This is a genomic window from Larkinella harenae, from assembly GCF_054780515.1.
The window spans coordinates 914,930-939,982 of the sequence record NZ_BAAGWE010000001.1; the positions used below are offsets into that span (position 1 = coordinate 914,930).

General features: G+C 52.0%; 18 protein-coding genes. 10 read left to right on the top strand and 8 right to left on the bottom strand.

Annotated features, from left to right (window positions below):
• Positions 1–19: 19 nt before the first annotated feature.
• The 3 genes from ACYVH9_RS03755 (at position 20) to ACYVH9_RS03765 (ending at position 3,633) form a co-directional block, all read left to right on the top strand.
• Positions 20–2,563 (top strand): hypothetical protein, encoded by a 2,544-nt coding sequence (locus tag ACYVH9_RS03755; RefSeq protein WP_460634954.1) that lies wholly within the window; start codon positions 20–22, stop codon positions 2,561–2,563.
• Between the two features lie 11 nt (positions 2,564–2,574).
• Positions 2,575–3,069 carry a hypothetical protein gene (locus ACYVH9_RS03760; protein WP_460634955.1) on the top strand — a complete coding sequence of 165 codons (495 nt, stop codon included), beginning with the start codon at positions 2,575–2,577 and terminating at the stop codon, positions 3,067–3,069.
• 144 nt (positions 3,070–3,213) lie between these two features.
• Positions 3,214–3,633 (top strand): hypothetical protein, encoded by a 420-nt coding sequence (locus ACYVH9_RS03765; RefSeq protein WP_460634956.1) that lies wholly within the window; start codon positions 3,214–3,216, stop codon positions 3,631–3,633.
• A 384-nt stretch (positions 3,634–4,017) separates the two neighbouring features.
• Here the strand turns inward: ACYVH9_RS03765 and ACYVH9_RS03770 are convergent, their stop codons facing one another.
• Complete coding sequence (locus ACYVH9_RS03770; protein ID WP_460634957.1) at positions 4,018–6,414, bottom strand: alpha-L-rhamnosidase-related protein; 2,397 nt, start codon at positions 6,412–6,414, stop codon at positions 4,018–4,020.
• A gap of 247 nt (positions 6,415–6,661) precedes the next feature.
• Between ACYVH9_RS03770 and ACYVH9_RS03775 the strand changes: the two genes are divergently transcribed.
• Entirely contained in the window at positions 6,662–8,704 is a 2,043-nt protein-coding gene (locus tag ACYVH9_RS03775) for a tetratricopeptide repeat-containing sensor histidine kinase (RefSeq protein WP_460634958.1), read from the top strand.
• An 18-nt stretch (positions 8,705–8,722) separates the two neighbouring features.
• On the opposite strand, the gene ACYVH9_RS03780 is transcribed toward ACYVH9_RS03775, so the two are convergent.
• Complete coding sequence (locus ACYVH9_RS03780) at positions 8,723–9,748, bottom strand: YpdA family putative bacillithiol disulfide reductase (RefSeq protein ID WP_460634959.1); 1,026 nt, start codon at positions 9,746–9,748, stop codon at positions 8,723–8,725.
• A 246-nt stretch (positions 9,749–9,994) separates the two neighbouring features.
• Here ACYVH9_RS03780 and kefF point away from each other — a divergent pair, with 246 nt between their 5' ends.
• From kefF to priA, 3 genes are all read left to right on the top strand, one after another.
• On the top strand, positions 9,995–10,585 hold the full coding sequence (gene kefF, locus ACYVH9_RS03785; RefSeq protein ID WP_460634960.1) for a glutathione-regulated potassium-efflux system oxidoreductase KefF: 591 nt from the start codon (positions 9,995–9,997) through the stop codon (positions 10,583–10,585).
• Between the two features lie 9 nt (positions 10,586–10,594).
• Entirely contained in the window at positions 10,595–12,481 is a 1,887-nt protein-coding gene (locus ACYVH9_RS03790) for a monovalent cation:proton antiporter-2 (CPA2) family protein (RefSeq protein ID WP_460634961.1), read from the top strand.
• Positions 12,482–12,628: 147 nt separating this feature from the next.
• Positions 12,629–15,133 (top strand): replication restart helicase PriA, encoded by a 2,505-nt coding sequence (gene priA / locus ACYVH9_RS03795; protein WP_460634962.1) that lies wholly within the window; start codon positions 12,629–12,631, stop codon positions 15,131–15,133.
• 80 nt (positions 15,134–15,213) lie between these two features.
• Here priA and ACYVH9_RS03800 read toward each other — a convergent pair whose 3' ends face one another.
• The 5 genes from ACYVH9_RS03800 to ACYVH9_RS03820 all read right to left on the bottom strand — a co-directional run bounded on the left by ACYVH9_RS03800 (position 15,214) and on the right by ACYVH9_RS03820 (position 20,548).
• Positions 15,214–15,780: a dihydrofolate reductase family protein gene (locus ACYVH9_RS03800; RefSeq protein WP_460634963.1), complete on the bottom strand. Its 567-nt coding sequence runs from the start codon at positions 15,778–15,780 to the stop codon at positions 15,214–15,216.
• A 31-nt stretch (positions 15,781–15,811) separates the two neighbouring features.
• Complete coding sequence (locus ACYVH9_RS03805) at positions 15,812–16,297, bottom strand: VOC family protein (RefSeq protein WP_460634964.1); 486 nt, start codon at positions 16,295–16,297, stop codon at positions 15,812–15,814.
• A gap of 256 nt (positions 16,298–16,553) precedes the next feature.
• On the bottom strand, positions 16,554–18,347 hold the full coding sequence (locus ACYVH9_RS03810; RefSeq protein WP_460634965.1) for a PQQ-dependent sugar dehydrogenase: 1,794 nt from the start codon (positions 18,345–18,347) through the stop codon (positions 16,554–16,556).
• Positions 18,348–18,494: 147 nt separating this feature from the next.
• Positions 18,495–19,439 carry a carbohydrate-binding family 9-like protein gene (locus ACYVH9_RS03815; RefSeq protein WP_460634966.1) on the bottom strand — a complete coding sequence of 315 codons (945 nt, stop codon included), beginning with the start codon at positions 19,437–19,439 and terminating at the stop codon, positions 18,495–18,497.
• Between the two features lie 83 nt (positions 19,440–19,522).
• Complete coding sequence (locus ACYVH9_RS03820; protein WP_460634967.1) at positions 19,523–20,548, bottom strand: helix-turn-helix transcriptional regulator; 1,026 nt, start codon at positions 20,546–20,548, stop codon at positions 19,523–19,525.
• A 132-nt stretch (positions 20,549–20,680) separates the two neighbouring features.
• On the opposite strand from ACYVH9_RS03820, the gene ACYVH9_RS03825 reads away from it, so the two are divergent.
• The 3 genes from ACYVH9_RS03825 to ACYVH9_RS03835 all read left to right on the top strand — a co-directional run bounded on the left by ACYVH9_RS03825 (position 20,681) and on the right by ACYVH9_RS03835 (position 22,080).
• Complete coding sequence (locus ACYVH9_RS03825; protein ID WP_460634968.1) at positions 20,681–21,070, top strand: pPIWI_RE_Z domain-containing protein; 390 nt, start codon at positions 20,681–20,683, stop codon at positions 21,068–21,070.
• Positions 21,071–21,426: 356 nt separating this feature from the next.
• Positions 21,427–21,888, top strand: a complete 462-nt coding sequence (locus ACYVH9_RS03830) for a pPIWI_RE_Z domain-containing protein (protein ID WP_460634969.1) — start codon at positions 21,427–21,429, stop codon at positions 21,886–21,888.
• A 3-nt stretch (positions 21,889–21,891) separates the two neighbouring features.
• Positions 21,892–22,080 carry a hypothetical protein gene (locus ACYVH9_RS03835; protein ID WP_460634970.1) on the top strand — a complete coding sequence of 63 codons (189 nt, stop codon included), beginning with the start codon at positions 21,892–21,894 and terminating at the stop codon, positions 22,078–22,080.
• Positions 22,081–22,177: 97 nt separating this feature from the next.
• On the opposite strand, the gene ACYVH9_RS03840 is transcribed toward ACYVH9_RS03835, so the two are convergent.
• Positions 22,178–24,973 carry a TonB-dependent receptor gene (locus ACYVH9_RS03840; RefSeq protein WP_460634971.1) on the bottom strand — a complete coding sequence of 932 codons (2,796 nt, stop codon included), beginning with the start codon at positions 24,971–24,973 and terminating at the stop codon, positions 22,178–22,180.
• Positions 24,974–25,053 lie beyond the last annotated feature (80 nt).

Sequence of the window (25,053 nt, forward strand, 5' to 3'; positions counted from 1 at the left end):
CATACAAAAAAGTACATCCATGCTATATCATTTACTAAGCAAAATTCTGTTCCGATTTTCAGGGATCATCATTGTTGTTTTCGTGACATTGGGGGCTACTTCACCTGTGAAAGAAGGGCCTGTCAGCAGCTTATCTCCCTTCCATCCCCCGTTTCGTTTGCCCCAAAAAGCGACCAACGATCCCATCCGGTTTAGCCTGCGGGCAAGCCATACCGAAGTCGCTCCAGGTCAGTCGATCGACCTGAAGATCACCGCTCACTACCTCAACCTCTCCCCCACTTTGTTGTATACCGTTGCCGGTTCCAATGCATTTCGGCTTAAATTGATCTTGCCCGAAGGTTTCGTTCGCACCGGTGGAAATTATGATGACTTGGTTACCACTGAACTTTCGGTGGCCAAACCGTCTGCTACCTTCACCGTAACCGGCTATTTCACCAAAGTCGGGGCAGAGCCCGTTTTTCGACTTTTACGAAGCCATGCAGCCGCCGACATCAACAGCCTGTTTGTTGAAAAAGCGCGACTCTCCATTACCGTTGTCAACTCCGCTGAATCCGTTACCACTCGTCTGGCCCGCGCCAGTGCCAGTGGCGATTATGAAGGGCATTTTGATGGAGCCAGCTGCGATAACATCTGGGGCTGGGTGTATGACCGAAGCAACCCCAATGCGCCGATCACCGTCGAGATTCTGGCCAATGGCCAAGTAATCGGTACACTTTCGGCCAACCAGTACCGCCCGGACTTACAAAATGCAGGGAAAGGCAACGGGCAGCATGGTTTCAACTTTACTCCTCCGGCTTCGATCAGGAATAATCAAAATCAATCGATTAGTCTTCGGGTGCCAGGCAGCGGGTACACTTTTCCGGTGAATAATCGCAACATAACCTGTGCCGGTAGCGGCACGACCACTCCTCCGCCAACAACGCCTACACCATCCAATCCTGCCAGCGGGTGCAATTTTAGCCAGGGACAGCTTTTATTGAACTTCTATGGGGAAGCCATTTATGCCCATCAGTACAATGGGGTGTGGTATGCCGCTTATCAGGATGGTTCCAACTTTAAACCCCGGCATTGGTTGGTAGCGGCAGGTTATGATCCCTCGCGGACGAACTGTTTTGCCGCCGAAGATCCCCGCAACGGCACGACCAATCCAAATCCGCCAACCAATCCGAATCCGCCTTCAACCGGGGGGAGTTTAGCATTCCAGATTGTAAGCTATGATTGTAATTCAGGAATTCTCAGATACCAGTTTAGCAGCAGTACTAACTCTCCCGTTACGGTTTCGATGCCCGGTATCTTTGCCGGAACGGTGAATCCCAATACCGTCGCCAGTTATACGTTTCCCAGTGATGGGCGAACCGGCCGAACCATCACGGGTTCAGCCAATCAGTCCGGAAATCAAATCACCATTAACTTTACCACGGGCTGTTCGATATCAACGAATCCAAATCCGCCGACTAATCCGACTCCATCGAACGGTAACTATAATGGGAATTTTGAGGGAGCAAACTGCGACAACATCTGGGGTTGGGTTTATGACCGTAACAACCCCAATAATCCTATCATCGTCGAGATTTTGTCGAATGGGCAGGTGGTAGGTAGTATTTCGGCGGCTGCTTATCGGCAAGATTTACTGAGCGCGGGCATAGGAAACGGGCAACACGCCTTTAACTTTACGCCACCGGCCTCGATTAAGAACAATCAGAATCAGTCCATCAGCGTCCGGGTGAAGGATACTAATTTTTCTTTGCAGAATAGCCCAAGAACAATTCAATGTCAGGGAAATGGGAATGATCCACAAGAAACAGCACATATCGATGCTGTTGTTCTTGAAGGTCTGGTAGATGGAGTAGGAGGTACGGATAAAACCGGTGGGATTTATGTCTGGGACTTCGAAACATTAGGTGAAGACCCTATCATTATCCCGGGACATTCAAACTTGCCTGAAGTAGTTATATATGGTGTACGTCCAGACATCCTTCCAGGTACTGAGGGACCAGGGCGAGGGGGACCATCTTTGCAAAGTAATCCATACGTTAGTAAAGCTTACGAAGATAAGAAAAAGGAGTTGGAGAAGATAGTGAAGCCAGGGAAACTTCATAAAAAAGCAAATCAATGTGAGGTTTTCAAAAAAATGTGGGAAGATTCATTTAAGGATGGCGTAGCTCATCATGAAAATGCTGCCTTGATAACGAATAAAGGGATTCTTTGGTTACCCAATTTTAATAATTCACAAACACAATCTCGGTTGGATTACTACCAATATCGAAGAGAACCAAACAACACCGTATCGGTAAAATTTTATAATGAATGGATAAATGTGTTAGGAGTCATTCACACTCACCCAAATGGTTATTCAAGAGGCCCCAGTATTTCAAAAGATCCAAATGGACAAGATGATTATGTATTAGTAAAAGCTTGGAATGTTCCTAACTTCGTTTTAAATCCTCAAGGTGAGCTTTGGATGGGGATCTTTGATAATGATGGTAAAAAAGCACAACTTTTGATTAATAATAATTTCAAAAATTGTGGCTATAACATTTACGACTGGTCCGGTAAATTATAATCGCCATGGCTATGAAATACTTACTACTATCAATCCTATTTCTTCTGTTTTTTAAAGCAAATGGTCAGTCTGTGAGATTTCCTGATCAGAATTCGAGAAAAATAGTATTTAACCAGCCCTATATAATCGAGGAAATCAAAGAGTTCTTCAAAGCCACTGGAAAAGGAGTCATTAGATGTAACATTCGAAACGAAAATGGAAATTTGATTTACATACTCAGCAATGTGGGATACTTAAGCGAATTAAAGAAATCACCGGTATCCATGTATAGTATAATTGAGGGAAATATCATTTTTATTTCGAGTGGTATCGAACCTGTTATCCAAACAAATGGCTTCTTTTTCAATACAGTCAGGCCACTTGTAAAATACAGGATTGTAGATGATCTATTACCAAATGGTGATCCAAATCCTAATGCGGTACCCTTAGTAGGATTTGAGCCTATTTCCAAAACTATTTATTTTAAAAATGGAAAGATTGCAAAAGTAGAGAATAGCTACAAATAATATATGCCCATAAATCCAACTATATGAAAACAATCATAGCATTTCTATTCAGCCTAAACACTGTTGGGGGACTGCCATCAGTAGACTCAACTTATTAGGCTAAGTTAAGTAGTGAGCAGGAAACAATCCTTAAAAATATAAAATATGCTTCATGTAAACTTGGTATACAATACCAATCAGCCTTATCATAAGGATCTTTCACTTGTTTTTGATGATCTCATCAATGACACCCAAGACAGTTATTTTTACGCATTGGACAACTTCATTCTACCAAAAGAAGAGACTTGGGCAAAAGTAATAGTAGTTTTAAATAATGTTCTGATTAAATGGAACAATATAGTAAGTAATTTATCAGAGAATGAGGTATCCTATTTGCCTTTTGATTTTTCCGATCAATATATTGGCTGTATGAGAGTCGCACAGATCACCCAAAAGAATATAAAAATTCAATACGGATATCAACTGCTTTTGACGGCACTACATTATGCCCTTCTCAAGTTGAATTGTTTAAAATTAAGCCAGAAGAGTTTGAAACTTCATCTCGCTTTCCGAATACTTTATTAGTTGAAAAAGAAATATTTATTCAGGAAATCAAGCGAGAGATGCAAAAGTTTAACTACGACATTTAGCTTAATTTTAATAGCATTAAAATCTGTTCTTGGATGAATATAATACTTCACAATCTTCTTCCTGACCATGTGCTTCCTAAGCCTGACCTCAACCAGATAAAGTCCGCCCGACAACGTTCGTGAATTCAAACTTCGCTCCAAACCATTTTCGGTTTTCTGGAATTGCTATTTCGAGGCTTCGATACCGGCCACCTTTCGAACAGGCAATGTCAGCACAACCCGCAACGCGTTTCGGAAAGTGAGTTTGGCTACACTGATTACTTACCGTTCCGAAGAATACCGAAAATTCATTTGACTGCATTCCGGGATTCTTTGAAAACTACAGACTAATCGTCTGCTGCCCTTCTTTCAGCACTACGGTTTTGGTTTTCCATTTCAGCGCTCCGGTCAGGCCGTCGGGCAGGGTAACGGTTCCTTTCAACCCACCCGTTGGTGTTTTGTCAAACCGCACGGAAATATCGCCGTAGGGATGCGGCATCGTTCCTTCCGCAAATTGCAGATTCCCCAGATACGGCGTGATCACCACCGTTTCAAAGCCGGGCGAAGCCGGATTGATGCCACAAACCGTCGACAGAAATTCGTAGTTCGGGGCAGCGCTCCACGCGTGGCAGTCGGAACGGGTCGGTTCCGGATTTTCCGCAAACGTCGTTAGGCCCATCGCCAGCATATCGTGCCACGGTTTCAGCAGGGGCAGAAACTGGTCGGCCAGGCCGGTTTTCTTCAGCGCCTGGAACAGGTAAAATTTAAAGTAAAAGGTTGCCTGCGTCAGGGCTGGATCATTCATGACTTTTTGCATCAGCGCCTTCTGCTGCGCCACCGGAACGGCGTCCGTCAGAATGGCCCAGATGTTGGCGTGCTGGCTGAAGTTGTTTTTGTCGGGCGTGTCGGCCAGCAACCCCCGGTTGGCATCCCAGCACCGATTGTACACATTCTTGGCCAGCCGGATGCCGACGGCGCGGTAATGCTCGGCCTGCTGGTTTTTGCCGTAATGGTAAAACAACTGCGAAATCCGCTGCATCGTGTAGGCTTGTTGCAACGTTAGAATGGCCGAACCACCCTGCCGTGCGCCTTTTGGAACCCCGCCCATGCCTTCGCCCGGCGCTTCCCACTTCGCCCAATCAACGAAATTCCACCATTCGAGCGGGCCGTTCAGGCCGTTGGCCGACAGTCGTTTTTCGTGCCAGTCGAGCACGCTCGTAATGCCGGGCAGCATCGATTCCACGAATTTGTCGTCTTTGCGGTGCATCCAGTAATCGTAGACCATTGTCACCCAGAACAGCGAAAACGGCGGAATCACCTGGAAATCGGCACTGGGGTAGCGGCTTTGGGTCAACCCGTCGCTGAACCGGCTGTGGTCGTAATCCTGAATGGCTTTGCGCATCAGCCGGTCATCGCCCGTCACGTACAGCGAGATCAGCGACTGGATGCGGGTATCGCCCGTATACTGCAACTGCTCATAGTACGGACAATCGTAATACGTTTCGCCCGCACAAAGCCGGGCCGTTCGCCAGCCCACCGTCCAGATGGGGGCCAGGCTTTCGTCGCTGCTGGCAAAGCGTGCTTTTTCCTGAAACGGATAGCCCGTAAAGTGCCCCATCAGGTCGTGGATTTCAACGGGATCACCCTTAGTTTCGATGGTAAGCTGCAAATACCGGTACGTCCGGAACAACAGCGGACGGAAAACGCGTTTCTGCTTGCTGCCGTCGCCAATAAACTGGTCTTCAAAACCAATTAGCTGCTTGCCAGTCACCTGGTTACGGTTTCCTTTCTGCCGTTTGTCGTCCACCAGCGCTTCGGCGTAGCCCAGCGTAATCACCGCATCTTTTCCCCGGCTGACGGTCAGTTCCGGAAAAGCGTTGGTGAGGTGGCCCTGGTCGAGCAGAATAACGGCTTTGTGGTTGCGATGAACGGTAAAAGAGTTTTTTCCCCGTAAAAAATCGTCATCGACATCAACGCCTTCCGCCCGCCGAACCGTGGCCAGCCGTTGCGGAGTTTCTTCCATCAGCGGAATGGTGCGCGGAACCAGATTCCAGTTGCCATCAGTGCCCAGGCCGCGCGGTTTGGCCGCCCAGCCCACCGGTTTGGCCGCTGGCCAGCTGGCGTCGTCGAACGCAGGCTCCTGCCAGCCCCAGGGATACTTTGCCCCGTCGACCCGGTCGCCCGCGCCCACCACGATGTAGGTGCGCAGCTTCGGAATATCGTTGATCACCGGCGAGTAGGCCGGGTTTTGGTATACTTTCCAGGTATTGTTCGTATTCGCCACCTGTTCAGCGTCGCCATCACCCTGCACGATAAATCCAAACTGGTAGTGCATCTGGTAAAAGGGAGCGTATTCGGCCATGTAGGTCACTACGGCCGCCAGGGTGTTTTTGCCGTTGATTAAGTACGGGGCAATGTCAACGGTTTCGTAGTTCCAGTTTTGCAAATCGCTCCGGCCCGGGCCAGAAACGACGGCTTTTCCGTTGACAAAGAGTTGGTAGCGATTGTCGCCGGAAACGTTGATGACGAAACGGTTGGGCTTTTGGGGCAGATTAAAACTTTTCCGGAAATGGTAGACACCATACGCCCGGATCGGGGCCGTTGGATGGCCGATCCATTGCGCTTTCCAGAAGTCGGTTTGCCAGCGTTTGTCGGGTGTCAGCGTACGGTTAACGGTTTGTTGGGCAAATGAAAGAGTGGATAAGAATACAAAGCACAAAAAAAGCCAGGTTTTCATACAAGCGCGTCGGTAAAATCTGACTGCAAGATAAGGACAAATCCGGGCTGTTCGACGGATGATCATTTCCTTTAATAAGAACGTCCTCACAAACTATTTTTGGCAGGTCTTGCGGTTTTTAAGTACTTTAACGAGCGTTCGGTGTCGGCCATTGATACTCAGCTAACCGAAAACTCACTCCGCTTTACTGGCTACACGAAGTACGATAAGTTTGCTTACTATTGTAATACTCAACACTTTTAGAAATATGCACCGAACGCTTAGCCTCCTTGTTCTCCTGGTTTTATGGCTGGCGTCCTGTGAGAAACCGGTTCACCCTGCGGCTGATCACGTGGTGTGGGCCGATAGTGTATCCGAACGCGCCATCAATCTTATGGAAGGGGATGCTCCGGCCCGGTCGCTCACTTATATTGATTCGGCTTATCGGACCTTGGCCCAGCCCGGAATCGGTGACTTGTGGAAAAAGTACAATGTAAAAGCCAGCTACTATACTCACTACGGACACGATCTGATCAAAAGAAAACAGTATGTAGACAGCATGCTGACCGTGCTGGATCAGGAAAAGAACCGGTACCGGTTTGAGTACGCCCACTCGCTCTATGCCCTGGCGAATCTGTTGCAGGAAGAAAAGAAATACAACCAGGCTTTCAAACTCTATTACGATGGCCGAAGCTACGCAAAGGGCAGCATGGACCCTTGTAGCATGAGCGAATTTACGAATGCGTTGGGTATTATCCGCTACCGGCAGGAGCAATACCGGCAGGCTATTCCTTATCTGAAACAGGCCCTTCGGGAAATCAGGTCGTGTGCGAATCCGGCTTTTCAATATAGCTTCATTCAACAGCAGAGTATCCTCAATTCAACGGCACTGTGTTTTGAAAAATCCGGGCAGCCAGACTCCGCCATTTATTATTACAATCAGGCACTGGCTTTTATTCAATCGGGTGAGAATAAACACCCAAACAAGCGGGATTTCATGACGGTGGCCCGCGCTGTCGTAGAGGGAAATCTGGGCGGTGTTTATGTAAAAATGAATCAATTTCAGGCGGCCGAAAAACACTTGCTAACCAACATCCGGCTCAACGACCGGCCGGGGTTTGGTATTGAAGATGCCCAGACGGCCAAAACGAAACTGATTAGGCTGTATATCAACTACAACCAGCTACCCAAGGCCAGCGCGTTGCTGGATGCGTTGGAAGCCGATCTGGTATCGGGCCGGGGAAAGAGCATTGCCCACGGTGTGATCTGGGAAAACTGGTATGAACTCAAGTGGTTGTATTACGATAAAGTGGGAAATGTTGCCAGCGCGTACCGGTTTTCAACTAAATACCATGCTTACCAGGATTCGCTGGATCGGCTCGATACCGGATTGAAAAAGGTAGACATGGATCAGGTATTACACGAACACGAACAGAAATACCAGCTTTCGCTGCTCGAAAAAAGCAATGAGCTCAAAACCAGTTATGTCATTGGCTTGTCGGTTTTTCTGGGAATGACCCTGTGCCTGGCCTTTGTCATCTGGCGTTATTACCACCGGTCCCGCCTGAACGTCAGGAGCTTGACGGAACTCAATAACCAAATGCAGCAGGCACTCTTGGCACTTGAAAACAGCCAGCGGGAAAATGCCCGACTTATGAAAATTGTGGCCCACGACCTGCGCAACCCGATTGGAGCCATGTCGTCGGTGGCGGATATGATGCTGGAAGACGACGACCGGTCGGACGATGACCGGGAGTTTTTGCGACTGATCAAAATTTCCGGCAATAACTCCCTGGAACTGGTCAACAACCTGATGCACATGAATGGGGCGTCGGGCGAGGGGTTTAAACGGGAAGACGTCAATCTGGCGGATCTGGTGCAGCATTGCGCCGACATGCTGGCGCATCGGGCCGACCAGAAGCACCAGCAAATCCGTCTGCATCTCGAACCCGTTTTGCTCCGGCTCAATTACGAAAAGATGTGGCGGGTGGTCAGTAATTTGCTTTCCAACGCCATCAAGTTCAGCCCGGAAGGAGCCGGAATTGACGTCGCAATCGACACCGATCGGGACTACGTTTATCTCATCGTCCGCGACGAAGGGATCGGTATTCCGTCGGAAGTGGGCGATAAAATTTTCGATGTTTTTACCGAATCAAAACGAAAAGGCACGTCGGGCGAAGAATCGTTTGGCCTCGGTCTTTCCATCACTCGGCAGATTGTGGAGGCTCATGCCGGAACCATTTCGTTTGAAAGCGTTCCTAATCAGGGAACGACCTTCACGATTCAACTTCCGGCTGCTCAGGCTGAGTGAACGGTTTTGACCGGATTCTCAAATCCGGTCGATCAGCTCCGCTACTTTCCGCACCGGTTTTCCGGTGATATGATCAACGATGGCTTTGGCGTGATCGCGGCCGTTTTCGATAAACACTTTTTCGGTATAGATCCCGGCCATGACGGTTCCGCAGACGTACATACCCGGCACGTTGGTCTCGAAGGTTTCCTGGTCGTAGACCGGCACCTGGGTTTCTGGATTCAGTGCCACACCACATTCCTGTAGCAACTCGGCATCGGGGATATAGCCCGTCAGTATCAGGACGAAATCGGCGGGGAGCTCGCTTTCCTCACCGCTTTGCAGGTCCGTCAGACACACTTTGCCCGGTTCGATGCGCGTCACGCAGGTGCTGAATCGCGTGTGGATTTTGCCTTCCTTGACCCGGTTTTTGACATCCGGAATCAGCCAGTATTTTACGGTTTTTCGAAAATCATCGGCCCGATGTACGATGGTGACGTGGGCGTCGGCGCGGTATAGCTCCAGCGCGGCTTCCACTGCCGAATTGGATGCGCCCACAATGACCACGTTCGTATAAGAATACTGAAACGGTTCGTCGTAGTAGTGCGTCACGTGCGGCAGGTCCTCGCCCGGAATCTGCAACGAGCGCGGTTTGTCGAAATACCCCGTGGCCAGAATCACCTTTCGCGACTGGTAGGTCAGGCCATTGGTTGTGAAAACCGTAAACAGCTCTTTTGGGTCTTCTTCATGCTCGGAGGGTTCATAGCGCGTTACATGCTTTACTTCCGTAAACAACTTGAAATTCAGGTTGAAGTAGCCTGCCACTTTGCGGTAATATTGCAAGGCTTCGTTCCGGTTGGCTTTGACGCCCGAAATGGGAAACGGAATACCGCCAATTTCAATGTTTTCGGCCGTTGAGAAAAACCGCATCATTTTCGGGTACCGCCGGATGGACTCGGTCAGACTGCCTTTTTCCAGAATCAGGTGACTTAAACCGGCTTTCGAGGCCTCAATCCCGGCGGCCAGTCCACACGGTCCTCCGCCGATGATAATTACGTCGTACATAGTTCAGCGCTCGGGGAAGCAGGTTGTATCAGCGAGCTATCAGTAGAATATCAAAAGTAACCAAAGAAGTTCTGAAAAAAGGGATATTTTCCCGAAAACCGTTACGCAGTAGGTCAGTGATTCTTTTAAAAACCGTTTCTGCGCGATGCCCGGGTTTTTATTTCGTCACATTTGGCTTAAATTTGATTGGATAGGCATGGCTATACGGTTTTTGTCTGTTAATTAAATTCCTTTTTCCCTCAACGAATGGCGTCAGTTTTAATCCTTTTTGCGCACCCCGCGCTGGAAAAGTCGCGAACCAACCGGATTCTGATGAGTGCCTGTCAGGCGGTCGAGTCGGTAACGGTCAATGATCTGTACGAAGCGTATCCTGATTTCGATATCGATGTGGACCGGGAACAGCAACTCCTGCTCGATCACGAGTACATCATTCTGCATCATCCGTTCTACTGGTACAGCGCGCCCGCGATGGTGAAGCAATGGCAGGACCTGGTGCTCGAACACAGCTGGGCCTACGGCCGGGAAGGCAATGCCTTGGTTGGAAAGAAGATTTTCAACGTCATTACCACGGGAGGCCCACACCGAGCCTATGAAGAAGGAGGCTACAATCGCTTTACAATGCCGCAGTTTCTGGCACCGTTTGACCAGACGGCTTATCTGTGCAAGATGATCTACCTGCCGCCGTTCGTCGTACACGGTACCCATCGACTCGCCGAGGAAGAAATGCACCGGTATGCCAGCCAGTACAAAAGTCTGCTGACCATGCTGACGACGGACAAGCTGGATGTTGAGGATGCCCGAAAACGCCCGTATATGAATGAGTTAATTGTTGACTAAGCGCGGATTATGAATCAAACTATACTTTTACAGGCCATTGTTTACCTGGCATCAGGTGTTGTATTTGTTCCAATTGCCAAACGGCTGGGGCTGGGTTCGGTACTGGGCTATCTGCTGGCCGGAATCGTGATTGGCCCGGCGGTACTGGGGCTGGTGGGCGACGAAGGGCAGGACATTATGCACTTTGCCGAGTTCGGCGTGATCATCATGCTGTTTCTGGTGGGGCTGGAACTCGAACCCGAACGACTCTGGAAGCTACGGATGCCGGTGTTGGGCCTGGGCGGGTTGCAGGTGTTGCTCACGGCTTTGCTGGCTGGTGGGCTGGCGGTGGCAACGGCCTTGCCGTGGCAACCCGCACTGGCGCTGGGCATGATTCTGGCCATGTCGTCGACGGCCATCGTGCTGCAAACGCTGAACGAAAAAGGGTTGATGGCAACCGCAGCCGGGCAGAATACGTTTGCGGTATTGCTGTTTCAGGACATTGCCGTCATTCCGATTCTGGCCATCATGCCCTTGCTGGCCACGTATCCGGTGGCTTCCGAAGGCGATCACCACGCCCATGTTTCCCTGGTGGCTGACCTGCCCGGCTGGCTGCGGCCGTTTGTGGTGGTGGGAGCGGTGCTGGGGCTGGTGCTGATCGGTCGGTATGTCATGGGGCCGGTGTTTCGGATCATTGCCCGAACTGGGCTGCGGGAAGTGTTTATTGCCACGGCCTTGCTGATGGTTGTCAGCATTTCGGTGTTGATGGAAATGGTGGGCCTGAGCCCGGCCCTCGGCGCTTTTGTTGCGGGCGTAGTGCTGGCCAACAGCGAATACAAACACGAGCTGGAAAGCGACATCGATCCCTTCAAAGGGTTGCTGCTGGGGCTGTTTTTTATCTCGGTGGGAGCCGCTATCAATTTTGAACTGATTGCCGAAAATCCGCTGCTGGTCATCGGTCTTGTGGTAGCGATCATGACCCTGAAAGCTTCGGTTTTAGCCGTATTGGGTAAGGTTTTTAAGTTACAGACGGATCAGAACCTGCTGTTTGCGCTGGGGCTTTGTCAGGTGGGCGAATTCGCCTTCGTGCTGTTTTCATTTGCTCAGCAGAACGGTATTTTATCGCCGGATGTCGTGGACCTGATGACGGCGGTCGTGGCCATCAGCATGGGCGTTACCCCGGTGGTTTTTCTGGTCAACGAAAAAGTACTGTTGCCACGATTAGGTACCCAAGAAACCGTTGATAAAGAACAGGATACGATTGAGGAAAAGAATACGGTAATCGTGGCGGGGTTTGGTCGGTACGGCAATATCGTCGGACGGTTTTTGCGGGCGAACAACGTCGGGACTACGGTGTTGGATTTTGATTCGGATCGGGTCGATACGCTGCGAAAACTGGGCATGAAGGTGTACTACGGCGATGCGTCGCGCTACGATTTACTCAAATCAGCCGGAGCCGCCGAAGCCCGGTTGATGATTATTGCGCTGGATTCGCCGGAGAAATCGCTTGAACTGGTCGAAACCGCGAAGAAGCATTTTCCGCACCTGCAACTGCTGGTACGGGCCGCCGACCGCGACGACGCCTATGAGCTGCTGGATGCAGGCATCAGCCACATTTACCGCGAAACCCTCGATAGCTCGCTTCGGATGGGCGTTGATGCCATGACGTTGCTCGGTTTTCGGGCGTACTCGTCGCAGCGGGCGGCCCGGTTATTTCTCAAACACGATGAGCAGGCGATGAGTGAGCTGGCCGCCGTTCGGCACGATCGCAAACAGTATTTTAGCAGCGCCCGCCAGCGCATTCGCGACCTGGAAGAATTGCTCAGTGCCGACATCAACGACCGCTGGCTGAAAGATGTCGAAGACGGTTGGGATCCCGAAAGTCTGCGGAATGAAGTTCGGCAAATGAAACCGTAACCGTATTAAAAACCGGTTGTTTCTGGCCCGAAAATGAATTCATTTTCGGGCTTTTTTGGTTCGGGCAGACCGGCGCCTGAAGTGGAAGCAAGGAACTTATCGCGGCAATTGTTAACTTGCTATAAGAAATAAAGCCATACCAACTCTGTGCAAGCGCTGCCCCTGACATTTACGTTCGACGAAGAAACTACCTATTTCGCTGACCTGATCATTCCCGTTCCGATTCCAAAAATGTTTACCTACCGCGTTCCGCGCGATATGGTTGAACGGCTGAAAGTGGGTGCCCGGGTGATTGTGCCGTTTGGCAAAAATCGGGTGTATACGGCGGTCGTGGGGCGTATTCACCACCAGCCACCGAGCAACTACCAGGCGAAATACATCCTCGAACTGCTGGACGAATACCCGTTGATCACAGCCTACCAACTGGAGCTGTTTGCCTGGATGGCCGATTATTACCTCTGCAATATTGGTGAGGTGCTGAACGTAGCCCTGCCGTCGGGACTGAAGATTACGAGCCAGTCGAAAGTGCAGTATAACCCGGATTTTGATTACCCCGAACTGCTGACCGAAGAGGAGCAGCGGTTGCTGGACGAACTTAAAAAACACGCGGCTCTGTCGTACGAGGAGCTGGGGCGGCTGGTGGGTGAAACCAACGTGCCTACTACCATCAAGTCGCTGGTGGGCAAGCGGGCGGTCATCGTGTTCGACGAAGTGCGGGAAAAATACGTGCCGAAAATGGTCCGGAAAATCCGGCTGACAAGTCGGTACGAAAACCGGGAACAGGTGCTGGCGCTAATCAATGCCTTGGAGAAATCGCCGAAGCAGCAGGAGGTGGTGATGAAATACCTGAGCTACGTGCCGGTGCAGAACAACCCAGTTCTAAACCGGAAAGGGCTCGATAAAACCATTCTGAATCAGGATGATGAAGTGTCGCAGTCGTCGCTGCAAACCTTGGTCAAGAACCAGATTTTCGAAACGTTTGAAGTAATCGTTCCCCGGTTTGCCGAAGACGATCGGCCGTACGTTGAGGTAAAACTGACGGAGGTGCAGCAACGTGCCTGCGATCAGGTGTTGAGTCAGTTCAATGAAAAAGACATTGTGCTGCTGCACGGAATAACCGGCAGTGGGAAAACGGAAGTATACATCAATCTGATTCAAAATGTGCTGGAAAGCGGCTCTCAGGCCCTGTATCTGCTGCCCGAAATTGCGCTGACGACGCAGATTGTGGTGCGGCTGAAAAAAGTCTTTGGCGACAAGCTGGGCATTTACCACTCAAAATTTTCGGATAACGAGCGGGTGGAGGTCTGGAAAGGTATTGTGGATGGGCAGTACCAGTTTGTGGTGGGCGTTCGTTCGGCGGTTTTTCTGCCGTTTGACAACCTGGGCCTGATCATTGTGGATGAGGAACACGAAACCTCCTACAAACAACACGACCCGGCTCCGCGCTACCACGCCCGCGATGTGGCCATGATGATCGCGCACTGGCAAAAGGCCAAAGTGCTACTGGGTTCGGCTACGCCCTCCATCGAGAGTTATTACCACGCACAGCAGGGCCGGTACGGTTTGGTAGAATTGCTCGAACGGTACGGCGATGCCATGTTGCCCAATATTGTGCTGGTCAATACGCGGATTGAACGGCAGCAGAAGAAGATGAAAAACGAATTTTCGTCGGTTTTGATGGAGCATCTGCAACATAATCTTGAGCGGAAGGAGCAGAGCATTCTGTTTCAGAACCGGCGCGGTTATTCGCCGTATCTACAGTGCGAAGATTGCGAGTGGACGAGCCGCTGCCCGAACTGCGACGTGAGCCTGACGTATCACATGCGCGATTCTGAACTGCGTTGCCACTATTGCGGCCACAAAGATCCCGTCCCGAAAAGCTGCCCGGCCTGCGGGTCGCCCAAGGTACGGACCATCGGTTTTGGAACCGAAAAGCTGGAAGACCAGTTACAGATTGTTTTTCCGGAAGCCCGGATTCAACGGATGGACCTGGACACGACACGGGCCAAAAATGCCTACCAGCAGATTATTTCGGAGTTTGAAGGCGGAAATGTCGATATCCTGGTCGGAACGCAGATGATCAGCAAGGGCCTGGATTTCGGCAACGTCAGCCTGGTCGGTATTTTCGACGCCGACCGCATGATCCATTACCCGGAGTTCCGGGCCGTTGAGCGGGCTTTTCAGATGATTACGCAGGTGAGCGGCCGGGCCGGACGGCGGGCCGACCGGCGGGGAAAAGTGTTGATTCAAACCAGCAACCCGCAGCAGGCCGTGTTACTCAAAGTGCTGGAGAACGACTACAAGGGGCTGTTTGAGGAAGAAATTTTGGAACGGCAGCATTACAACTACCCACCTTTTTCGCGGCTGATCAAGCTCACGGTTCGGCACACCGAGCAGCGGATCAGTCAGCAGGCGGCCCAACGGCTGGTAGCCCAATTAACCGAACGGCTGGGCGAAGCGCGGGTGCTGGGGCCGGAAGTACCGCTGGTGGAGCGCATTCGTAATCAGTTTTTGTACACGATTCTGATTAAACTCGAACGAAGCATCAGCCCGAAAGCCGCTAAGGCATTTATTCTGGATAAAATCAACGAAGTGCTGAGCGACAAGGGTTTAAAAGCCGTGACGATAGTGGCGGATGTCGACTGTCTATAAAAAAATGCTCGTTGAACTCTTGCGACATCTGCTTAGCAATCTGGTTCGATTGTTGGCTTGTGTAGCAACGTGTGGACCGCTTATCCCTTCCGATAATGCAATTCGACGACGCCATTCTGGTACACCTTGGTATTGATGAGTTGCAGGTTCTTTTTTTCGTCGGCCTCGGTGAAAAGTTTCTCGCCCTGAACTGCCACGACCGGATGGACGCCGATCACCAGTTCGTCGAAAAGGTCGTGTTTGACAAACAACTGCCAGCTTTTTAAGCCGCTTTCCACCGACAGGTTCTTGCCGCCGGTATTCTTCAGGTTCGTCATTTCCCGAATCAGCGACTCGGTATCTTCGAAGAGCAACTGTTCCGAATTTCGCCAGGTCAGATCGATCCTGGTGCGGGAAAAAACGATTTTGCGAATGTCGTTGATTTTTCGGGCAAACCGACGTTCAATTTCGGATTCGGAATGGGTTTCGGCCTGTTGCCAGTATTCGGCCAGCCCTGCGTACGAATTACCACCTACCAGAATGGCGTCCAGCGTGTCGTAGTAAGCCATCGACGATTCGAGGATTTCGTCGCTCAGCGTCATCCAGTTCTCAGGGTCGGAGGCAATACCGTCGAGTGACAGTTGCAGCGATAAGATGATCTTTCTCATGATTTGAAAAGTGGCATAAAGGGTTTCCTGTTTACGCTAAAATCGATTCAGCCGCAGCTTGTTCCAAAACCGCTACATCGATTTTCGACATTTTCAGCATGGCCTGCATCGCTCGCTGGGCTTTTGCCGGATCGGAGTCCTGCAACAACCGCTCCAGTGCTGCGGGAATAATTTGCCACGAAACGCCGAATTTGTCTTTCAACCAGCCGCAGGGGCCGGGCTGTCCGCCGTCGGCGGTGAGCTTTTCCCAATAAGCGTCTACTTCGGCCTGGGTTTCGCAGTGGACAAACAGCGAGATGCCTTCCGCAAACGTAAAATGCGGGCCGCCGTTCAGGGCCGAAAAGTGCTGGCCGTCGAGCACGAACGACACTGACAGGACGGTTCCGGCCGGAACGGGTGCGTCCTCGCCGTAGCGGCTGACGTGCGTAATCTTCGAATTTTTGAAAATGGAGGTGTACAGATTGGCGGCTTCCTCGGCCTGGTCGTTGAAAGTCAGAAACGTGGTGATCTTTTGCATGTTGTTTACTTTTTGATGATACAAAGGTAGGCGAGCCTGGATGAATTGAGGGAGGTAGAAAACGACATTGATCGGGTGGAATGCGACAACCGCTTATACAGCGAACCTGACCAAGGTTGCGGAAGTGATTACTGGCTTTCACGACGCCGAAACAGGTCTTTCATGTATAGCATGTTTGCCGAAAAGCCACGCAAACCCAAACAAAAAGCGCCCCAGGATTTGGGGCGCTTTTTGTAAAACCGGGTTCCAAAACCGTTTATTTAACCGGTACGCAATTCTTGATTTTGTAGATTCGGCCGTCGGCTTTGGTATAGATGTAGAAATCATCGTTTAGCCCTAGGCCAAATCGTAAGTCCGTTTTTTTGCTGCTGCTCAGTTGCTGGAATGTCGCGGGTTGTCCGGCCACCTGAATGGTCATTTCCTGAATGGGAGCCTGCTGGCCGATCTTCAACTGGCTGGTTTCGACGAAAAAGACCCGCCCATTGACAATATCACCAAAGATGTATTTGCCGGTGAGCGCGGGGATGGCCGTGCCGGTGTAGACAAATCCGGCCGAGAATGCATTGCCTTCGTCGTGGTCGTATTGCGCTACTGGGTAGGTGTACTTGAAGGTCGCATCGTTGGCGGGTAGCGCATAGACGCGATCCATACGACCCCGGTAGTTGATCACAAACGTGCCTTCGCGTTCCGGCCAGCCGTAATCTGCTCCGGCTACGCCCAGGTTCAGTTCTTCCGACCACGCCTGTCCAATGTCCGAAATGAGCATTTTTCCGTCGGGCGTCCAGCTGATCCGGTTGGGATTCCGGAAGCCCTGGCAGAAAATTTCGCCCAGCGCCGATGGGTCTTTGGCGTACGGGTTATGGGCCGGAATACCGTACTTCCCGTTTTTGCTGTTCCGCCCACTTGGATCGATCCGTAGTACTTTGCCCCACGGACGATGGCGGTCTTTGCAGATCCAGTAAAAACCGTTTTCCGTACAGCCTCCGTCGCCGATGCCGATGTACAGCATGCCATAATCGTCGGTTCCGGGTTTCGCCAGTGGGTTAAACGTAATTTCCTGTACGCCGTGAATTGCACTCACCATGTTGACCCGCAACAGTTCGCGGCCTGTTCCCGAAAATTCCGGGGCGGCCGGGTCCGACACCTTCCATTCCGTTAGCACCCATTGGAGCGTGACCTTGATGGAGTCGGCGTACGGGAAATCGGCGGGAGCGGCATTGGCTTTTTCGGTGTGAGTGGTATACAGCAAACCGTTGGTATAAAAATCCGGGTGGAAAGCGTAACTCCCAAAACCGGTCGCCAGCCCCGGTGTATGAATGAAGCCCGGGCGTTCTTTCGCCATTGACATATAGGGCCGCAGCGACTTGCCTTCCATTTCGTACAGGGTTCCGCGCAAATCTTCCAGGAAAAGACGGTTTTTAGAACCGGGCAACACCTGCATTTTGTTGATCCGGGCCAGCGGTACTTTCTCAGCGGTGGCCGGAGCCGTCGTAACTTCCTCGAGTTCCAGCCGCAAGCCAGACTGCGGAATTTTGGTCGGAATGGGGTCGGTCAGGAACGCACCCAGTTTTTCACTGCCGGCGTCGGTCGTGGTCAGTTTGCGTTTTGAATGAATGTACGCCGTCAGGGCGTCGATGTCGCCGTTGCTCAGGTGGGTAAAGGCGGGCATCGTTTGTTTGTATTCTTCAAAAAGTGCGTAGGCCCGGGCATCCCCGCTTTTAATGACTTCCGGGGCGTTGCGAATAAACGTTTTCAGCCAGGCCTGCGGTACCTCCATTGTCACGCTGGCCAGGTTGGGTCCAATGCTTTTTTGCAGGAAGTTATGGCAGGCCGTGCAGTTTTGCTGGAATAGTTGCTGGCCTTTGGTCAAAACCGCTTTATCCGTTGAGTAAGCGGGCCCAGGGGATGCGGTATTACCCGTAGCAATCGGTTTTTTACCGTTTTTTTGCCCAAAAGATTGAAGCGATAAGGAGATCAGTACTAAAGCGAAAAGAGGGATTCGTCTCCTGGAAAAGTGATACGTTAAATTGAGTGGGTTTCGGAATTTCATGCCATAAATTAAATTTCTGTTGAAAATTAGGGCAATATCTTACCAAAATCAACTGTAGTAAACCGGATCATTCCCATTATTTCAATTTATTCACCGGTTTCGCTCAAAACAATCGATTGATTATTCTGAGCTTCGGTCAGTGAAGGTCTATAACGTTTTGTTGGAAAACGTGATGATTGGGAAGCATTCCGGAACGTGGGAGTCCCAGACGCGGTGCGAATTCCAGGCCCAGCCGCCGTGGTCGGTGGCCGGGGCGGCTTCTTTGTACGTGTTGAAACGCGAAAAATCAATGCGCCACTGGTCGTTGGATTTGGGTGGCAGCGCCCGGCCATCAGCTTTGGCAATCAGGTCCATACTTTTCCAGGGAAAGGCCAGCTCAACCGTCCATTTTCGATCCCGATCCTTATTGTCATTGAGGGTGCCGTCGATGTGAACGGCGCTTTTCAGGCCGGGAAACCGAAAATCCCAGGAGCCGTACCGCAAACCGCGGGGGTGCTTCCGGAATCCGACGCCGTTGAACGGTTTTACCTTCGGGTTGGACAGGGCAAACTGCGGATTCTGCCCAAAACCGCCTTTTTCGTAGGCGTCTTTCCAGATAAAAAATGCTTCGTAGAGGGTGCCTAATGCGTTGATTTCGAATTCGTAATACGTGTCTTTTCCGGCGATAAAAACCTCCACGTCGTTGTCCGTGTAAATCGGATCGTTGTGGTTGGTCAGTTTGGCGTTGATGAACGGTTCCTCAATCCAGAAAGCAATGTACAGGTTCTCATTGTCCCAGCACACGGCGGCCCGCGTGTCGTGAATGGTTTGCTGGCCCGTCACCAGATCCACAAAACGCGGAGAACGCGGAAGTTTCGTCCAGATGGCCTCGTCCAGTTTTCCGTCGATCACGGGCGGTTTGGCCGTCCGGAAAGCCGTGTAGCGTTCGACGGAATTTTTGTCACAGGGGAATTGCCAGCCGCTCGTATCGGCAACGGTGGGTGCTATACGGTTTTCGCCAAAATCAGTTTGTACACGGGCACCTTGAAAAAACAGCAGACCAAGCGCAAGAACAACAAACGATGGCAGGCCAATGGGGCGGGATTTTTTCATTGAAAGAAGCAAAAGTTAATTTTAGAGAGGATGACGGCTCCCACACGGTTTTATTTTAGACATTTTTTTCGGTTGGCAGCGACTTAATACCGCTCCAGCATCGCCCGGAGGGATTCTTTCATGGCGGTAACCAGGCTCTCCGGTTGCAACACTTTCAGGTGTTCGCCGTAGCTGCGAAGATGCATCATCAGATCGCGGTTGGGGGCCAGCCGCAGCTGTACCACACATTCGGTTTCGTTGTCGCGCAGCACCACCTGCGTCTGGTGAATGGGCTTGGCTTTGACGTAGCGCCCAAACAACGGCGTAAACGACAGCACAATGTCTTCGACCGGATCGTTGGTGTCGGTAATGCCGTAGATGTGTTCGAAGAATTCCGACACGTACGCCAGCACCGAATCCGGCACAGCGCAGGGCTCGTCCAGAATGTCCAGTTCGCTCATACGGTCGAGGGCATAGGTTTTTTCGCGGTCGCTGGCTTCATCGTACCCGATCACGTACCAGCTATCGGCCACTTCGCGCAACAGAATCGGGTGCAGTGTTCGGGGACGTTCCGTGGAGGGGCGCACCTCGGTCGGCAAGCCGTCGTGTTTGCGGTAGTAGAACGATACCTGGCGGTTCTGGTTGACGGCCCGGATCAGGACTGGCACGTATTGCCGGTTACCACCCAGTACTTTCTCTTCAACATACACCACTTTTCGTCCAGACGCATTGCCATCGCCCGGCCGTACTTCACGCACAATATCCAGGCTTTGCCGCACTTTTTGCAGGGCATTGGTCAGCTCGGCCACCACGGGTGCTCCCTGCGTAGCCGCCAGTACCTCGCGGGCGTAGTCGAGGGCCTCCATGTCGTCGGGCGTAAGCATGAGCCGGAGCAGCCGGAACTGCGGATCGGTGTAATAATACCCGTTGCTGCGCTTGTCGTACGCAATGGGCGCGTCGTGGTCTTCGCGCAACCGCTGAATGTCTTTCTCCAGCGACGAAACCGACCGGATGCCGCAGTGCTCGCGAAGCAGCTCAAAAAGCCGTTGTTTGGAATACCGGCGAGGGTGACGGCTGATCACTTCGTCGATCAGGCGGTAACGTTGAAAGGCGGAACGGGTTATTGGCATGGTCAGCGGGATTGTTGTGGCAAAGCAACGAATTTTTTTTACAGAAAAGCAGAAGGGCGTAAAAAGATTACGTTCTGGCCGGATCAACTTTGTATCGTTCGATTCCTCAACCGAACCGTAAACAACAACACGATGAACGCATTACCCTCCTTTTTACCGGCCTCTGCCACCACCGCCCGCCGGTCGGCGCGGCTATCGGCCCGTCAATTGCTGGATGTTGAACTGGGCCTGTTTCTTCTTGCAGAGCTGCGGCCCACGGCTTCACCCGATGCACTGCCCGATCTACTCAGCAACGCACACCCAGGCTGGACAAACCGGCAGCATAAACTTCGGAATCGCGGAGTGGCGCTACTGACTCACCTAATGCCGTGCAGCCGCTGGCAAGACCTGCTGGAAACGTATATGGCGGCTCCGGCTGATCTTCAGGCGTACGACATCAGCCGCGACCGCAGCCGGTTTGGCTTGAAAACCGTGGGGTTTTCACGGAACCGGTTAGCCGTTCTGCGCAAAGTACTGAGTTGATGACCTTCCGTTTGATGCCTCCCTGATCAACCCTGATTGCTCCTGCAACTTCGCTCAAAACCGTTCTCCTTCCGACGACTCCATTGGACTTATAGAAACACCGCCGGTTTCGGAGGAAGATCGCTGACGTGCCAGAATGATTATTCGTCTGCACAGCTGGAAAATGGGCGATCAACAACCACGGGGCAGATCGCGTCTACTACTTATCACCCCGGGTGGCCTTCCTACCATTGATGACCAAATCGGACGGAAAAAATAATTGAAAAAAAGTTGACAACGTAAAAAGGTTACGTTCTTCTGGTTGCATTTTTGTTATGATCAACGCGTCGAACTGCCGACGGTAAACAACAATGACTATGAATGCACTGCCTTTGTCCGAATCTGCCTCTGCCCGCCAGTTGAGTCCTTTTCCTCTACACTGGCAGGAACCGCTGTCCACGCAGCTCCGGTTTCAATACGATCTGCCCGGGCAACTGGCCAACCGGCTGCTGAACGTAGAACTGGGGTTGTTTCTGCTGGCCGAATTGATGCCGCTGGCACCTCCTCAGGCGCTCCCGGATTTGCTGAACGGTGAGGGCGTTGTGTACCAGCAACGCCCCGTCTGGAAGCCTCGCCAATACCGATACCTGAACCGCGCCCGGGCGCTGCTGACTCCTTACATGGATCGAAATCGGTGGTTGCTGGCGCTGGCCCGGTACGATTCGCTGCCGAGCAGCCTGCGTTCGTTTGGGTCACACAGCAGCGGAAGCTGCGGGTCAGAAGTAAACCGGAGTAATCTACGGAATCGGGAAGAACTTTTTCGTCAAGCCCTCGCGTGATGTATGAATAAGCAGCTAAAACCCGTTTTTGCCACCACCATCATGGCTTTCAAAATCCTGTTGCTGATTGTATTTCAGAATAAACCGCTGTTGCTGGTTCGGTTAACCTGTTATTCGCTGTTGGTGCGGTGGCAGGTGCTGCTGTATCTTCTGGTCATGCAGCGACGCGGTTTTTACCGGAGCCACGGCTGATAGCGTACGGTTTTAGACATAAAACGGGCGCGGAATAACTTCGCCCGGTAGAAAACGACCCGCCCAGTTGACAGCTGGGCGGGTCGTTTTGTTACAATCAGAACGTCAATGCCAACCGGGTGAAGACAAACCGTCCGTTGAAACCAAACTGCTGACCCGTACGGGAGTAGACAAAATAGCCCGCACCCCGGTTGCCGCCAATGGTTTCATCCGGGTAAACATCGAAAAGGTTGTTCGCCCCCACCGTCAGCCGTAGATTTTGCTGAAACGCGTAACTGATCCCTAAATCGGTAATAACTTTGGCACCAAACGTCTGCTGATCGGCTTCGACGTTGGTGGCCGCATCAACAGGGCCGAAGTAAACATTGCGAAAGAACACATCCCACTTGTTGATTGCGTAGCTTACCGTCAGGTTGGCTTTGACGCGCGGAACGGCCGACTCCAGGTAAATCCGGCTCGACCGGTCGAGATAGATCGTTTCTTTCCCAACCAGCAGGGGCGAAGCTTTCACGGCACCAACCAGACTCGTGCGCACGAATGTGCCGGCTAGGTCGGCCCGGAAACGGCCCGGTCCCAGTCGTTTGGTGTAGGTAATCACCGCGTCGATTCCCTTGGTTTCGGTGTCGATGGCGTTGGCGAAGAACCGGGCGGTTTGGGCACCGGCTTGCCGCAGTAAGTCGAAAATCTCGCGATCCTGCGGAGACGCCGTGGCGCTGTTGCTGCCGGTAAACTGACCCGTGTAAATGACGCGGTCATTGATCCGGATAAAATAACCATCGACCGTAACTTTGAACGGTCCGAAATTGCCCGTCAGACCGGCGCTGTAGCTGTACGAAGTTTCCTGTTTGAGCGACGGTATCCCGAGGAGCCTCGCCGGGCGACTTTCGTTGGTAAAAGTCCCGGCGTCGATGATGGCCCCATCGACAAACAAATTGGAGGTGGCGCTGAAATACCGTTGGTGGAGCGACGGTGCCCGAAAACCGGTGTTGATAGCCGCTCGCAGGGCAAACTGTTCGCCAAATTTGTACCGCGTCGCCAGTTTCCCGTTCAAGGTTGACCCGAAATCCGAGTAATTCTCAAATCGTACGGCGGCATCCACCAGCCAGGAGGGGGTAAAATTAAATTCTACGTCTGTGTAGGCCGCAATGGCGGTGCGGGTGGCATCGACGGCATTTTCGGGCCGGAAACCGGGGAAGGCCTGGGCACCACCGGCCAGCGGAGCACCGTTGGCGGCAAAGCGGGTGGCGATGTTACCGCTGATGTCAGGAACCAGTATCGGCCTGCCGTCGCTCCCCACGCCGATCTGCAAAGCATTGCCGTAGTTCCGATAGGAGTTTTCTTCGCCTTTTACAATCTGGTAATTCTCGTACCGGTGTTCAAAACCGAATGCTACGTTGATTCCGCTGAGGGCTTCGTCGAACCGGCGGTTGAAATCGAGGTTGGTGGTGTTCTGGGCAAAACGATAGCCGCCGTCTACAAAACGGGTGGGAGAGGCCCGTTGCAAAGAAGCGTTCAGGCTGTTTTCGGTTGTGAAATCGATCTGGTTACGGCCAAAGGTGTTGCTGAAATCTGCATTCCAGGCGCCGACTTTGCCCCGAATTCCGAAGGCAATGGATTGGTCGTAGTTGTCAGTGACGATCAGTGGCAGGTAGCCGAGGGGGTAAATTTCGGCAATATTCTGGGTAATCTGAGCGGGTTGCCGCCGAAAAGCAGCCGACTCGCCCTTGCGGTAGTTCAAACCGCCAAAAGCGTAAAATTCGGCCCCGTTTTGAAGCGGAATGACGCTGTTGAGGAAGAATGAACCACCCCGGTTGGCCGATTGACCGATGCGGGAGTTAAAATCGGAGCGGGTCATACCCCGGCGTTGCAACTCAGCGTTGGTGATATCGGCACCCGTCGGGTTGGGATAAAGCGTGCGGTTGTTGTAATCCGAAAAAATCACCCCCGTAAACTCCTTCATGCGGTTGGTCGGATTGCGGAAATCGAAAGAACCCGCCAGGTTGATAAAACCACCCTGGGTTCCGATGGGCAAACCATAGTTGACGTTGGCCTGGACGTTTTCACCGTCGACGCTGCCTTCCGAATTTTTGGAGGCATAGCCGCCCGCAGTCACATTGGCGCGAACCTGGTTTACATTGTCCTCAAGCACAATGTTGATCACCCCGGCAATGGCGTCGGAACCGTATTGGGCCGATGCGCCATCGCGCAGAATCTCGATTTTTTTGATGGCCGATGTCGGAATCGCATTCAAGTCCGTTCCGACCGACCCTTTGCCAAATGTACCGTTGATGTTGACCAGTGAGGTGGTGTGTCGCCGTTTGCCGTTGATCAGAACCAGCACCTGATCAGGACCCAGCCCGCGCAACGATGCCGGATCGATGTGGTCGGTGCCGTCGCCGAGCACCTGCGTGTTGGAATTGAACGAGGGCGCCACGTAATTCAGAATCTGGTTGATGGTGACCTGCGGAACATCTCTGGCGAGCGACCGGATGTCGATCACATCGACCGGAACCGGCGTATCCAGCTGGGAGCGCGGTTCTCCGCGTGACCCCAGCACAACCACTTCGTTGAGCGTTGCGCCCTGCAAGGTGAAATCAACGGTTTGGGCCTGCCCGTTGGAAACCGTAACCTGGCGGCTTTGGGGGCTGTAGCCGGTAAAGCTGGCAATGATTGTATAGGTGCCGTCTTCCAGTTGCAGCTGGTAGCGCCCGTTGGCGTCGGTGATCGTACCCTGCCGGTTGCCTTGCAGATAAACCGATGCGCCGGGTAGGGTGGCCTGATTGTCCCGGACGGTTCCTTCAATGGTTGCTCGTTGGCCTAGTGCCGCCAGCGTTAGCAACAGGAGCAAACTGGTAAGATACCCTTTCACGGTTTTTGTTGTACAACTTTTCATAGTGCTCTTCTTGGGAAATGAATAAATAAGAAAGACAGTAACCTCCGGCTCGAAAAGCCCCGGAAGGCCGTTCTTGCAAG